This is a genomic window from Bacteroides sp. (genome assembly GCF_029057325.1).
Lineage (GTDB): Bacteria > Bacteroidota > Bacteroidia > Bacteroidales > Bacteroidaceae > Bacteroides.
In genome coordinates this window covers 1-2,760 of the sequence record NZ_JAICZW010000147.1, presented here as the reverse complement: position 1 = coordinate 2,760, position 2,760 = coordinate 1, and the positions used below count along the sequence as shown (strand labels likewise).

2 protein-coding genes are annotated in these 2,760 nt (G+C 49.6%); both read left to right on the top strand.

Going from position 1 to position 2,760, the window contains the following annotated elements; translation table 11 throughout:
• Nucleotides 1–1,570 (top strand): sigma-70 family RNA polymerase sigma factor (locus K2G43_RS09065; protein ID WP_300154403.1); only part of this gene is annotated, 1,570 nt, incomplete at its 5' end.
• Between the two features lie 85 nt (nt 1,571–1,655).
• Nucleotides 1,656–2,453 (top strand): class I SAM-dependent methyltransferase, encoded by a 798-nt coding sequence (locus K2G43_RS09060; RefSeq protein ID WP_300154406.1) that lies wholly within the window; start codon nt 1,656–1,658, stop codon nt 2,451–2,453.
• The last annotated feature ends 307 nt before the right edge of the window (nt 2,454–2,760 follow it).

Genomic DNA, 2,760 nt, shown 5'->3' with positions numbered 1-2,760 from the left:
GTATTCGGAAAAGATGCTGAAGGTATGCCTTCACTACATCCACGACCAGACAACAGCCCAAGACCTCCTTCACGACGGCTTCATCATCATATTCACCTCCATCCATGCGTTACGCAATCCGGAAAGACTGGAGCAGTGGATGAAGAGAATCATGAAGAACCTGGCACTGCAATACCTCAACCAGCTTCATGCCCATCCCGCCATCTCACTGACAGACATTCCGGAAGAAGAAGAACCGGCTGAAAATCCCTGTGCCATGGGCTTCCTCTCCTACGACCAACTGCTGGTTGTCGTAGAAAACCTCCCGGAAGGCTACCGCAAAGTGTTCAAACTGGCCGCACTGGAGGGATTGTCCCACAAAGAAATCGGTGATTTGCTGGGCATAGCGCCCCACTCCTCTTCCTCCCAACTATCCCGTGCGAAAGTGCTACTCAAAAAGATGCTGGCCGAATACCGGGTACTTATCATGCTGATACTCTTGTTCCTCTTTCCTGCATGGCACGACTATCTGCATAAGGAGAAAAAGGGCCTCAGGGAAATCCGCCTCTCCCGCATTTCGCCCCGACAGACTGGAAAAGCCGAGCGGAGCAAGAAAAAAGAGACCTCTCGAAAGAACGAACAACCTCCTGCCCAAGAAGACACGAACAGCAAGAGGCGTATCATGCCGCCGATACCGTTTGTCACGAAATTGCCGCTTGCCATTCCTGCCATGAATGACAGCATCTACAGGCATCCCATCTCCTCTCCATTCACCCGGCAGACCGTCACGGACAGACAAATGAACTTTGTCTCCTCTTCCCTTCCGATGACGTCGGTCCGGAAAAAGAACCCTGGAAAATGGAAGCTGATGCTGGCAGGTTCCCTGGGACCGCAACTGGCACAGAACTTATATAAACTGATGGCCACTCCATCCGCCAACGGAATTTCGAATGACTTTCCCCGGCAAGTCGGCACGTGGGAAGAGTATTATACCTATCTCCACACCCGCTACCAGCAAGGCACGCTGGGAGAGGACTCCATCGGACTGATGCAGATTGCCCGGAACAACAGCGGCAGGATTGCGGAAAACCGACAACACCATGCTCCCATCACCATAGGCCTTTCTCTCAACAAGAAACTGGACGAACGCTGGGGAGTGGAAACCGGACTGCAATATACGCTTCTCAAATCGGAGTTCACTACCGGCAACGAATTCCGCATCCAAGAGAATCAGCAACTGCACTATATCGGCATTCCGCTCCGCCTCTCCCGCCATTTCTGGAATTACAGGCATTTTTCAGGCTATGCCACCATCGGCATACAAGTGGACATTCCGGTAAAAGGGAGCCTCCGGTGTTTCCACATCACAGACAGCATCCTCCACATGCTCAACAGCCGTTCGGTAAACGCCCCCTGGCAGTGGTCGGTCAACACAAGCGTAGGCATCCAGTACCACCTCACACCCCACGCCAGCATCTATCTGGAGCCCACCCTGAACTATTATATCCCCGACGGAAGTCAACTGCGCACCATCCGGAAAGAGCATCCGTTCACATTCAGCGTACCGGTAGGCCTCCGCATCTCCTGGTAAAAAAAGAGCATGGCATGGCGCAGTCTTCCGGCTGACCGGTTATCTATGAATATGAATAATCAAAATGCAAGAAGGAACCAAGAACATGCAAAAACGACACATCGACCGTGAAAGTTACTTTGACGAACAGTCACAGAGCAGCAAAGACTATTACATCCCTTACATAAAGGAAGCTATCGGAAATATTCCCGACAAAGTGCTGGAAGTAGGCTGTGGCGAGGGAGGCAATCTGCTTCCTTTTGCCCAAACCGGCTGCCGGGTGACGGGTCTGGACATAGATCCTACGCGAATAGAACAAGCCCGCACCTTCTTTGCCCAAAGAGAGTTGGAAGGGGAGTTCATAGTGGCTGACATGCTTCGGCCGACCCCCAAAAAGAGGACGGAATTTCCCCTGATTCTTCTGCACGACGTAATAGAACATATCGAAAACAAGAAGCTGTTCCTTTCTGGTCTGCAAGACTACCTGACTGCCGACGGGGTCGTATTTGTGGGATTCCCGGCCTGGCAGATGCCATTCGGAGGACACCAGCAGATAGCGCATAGCCGCATCATCTCCCATCTTCCTTTCATCCACCTCCTCCCCCGCGTTTTATACAAATGGATATTGAAGCTATGCGGCGAACAGGAACAGACCATCACGGAACTACTGAATATAAAAGACACCGGATGCACCATTGAGATGTTCAACCGCATCGCCCGGCAAACCAACTATCAAATCATTGACCAGAGGCTATACCTCATAAACCCGCACTACAAAATCAAATTCGGTTTGCCACCCCAAAGACTTCCTGCAATGATTGCCGCCATTCCATACGTAAGGAATTTCTTTTGTACAAGTTGCTTCTATATATTGAAACGCTCAAAGCAATTTTCTCATATATAAAGAGTTAAGGGGATTGAAAATGGAGAGGATAAAGGAGATCAAATGAGCATAAAAGATAAGGGGGAATATCTAATTTATAGAAACAAAAAAATCCGCTGATAATCAGCGGATTTTATCCATTTCGTGGAGCTGGAGGGACTTGTTCCTAACGCTCCAAATGCAGTTATATCAATGCTTTAGATAGCAGTCGATAATCAGTGGTAACGAGATGGTAACAAAAAATCCGCCAGTCTCGCCGGCTCTCTTGCCGATGCTTGAACGGGGTGTTCTTATAGTGGCAAAATTACTAAATTTTCGTCTGAAAATC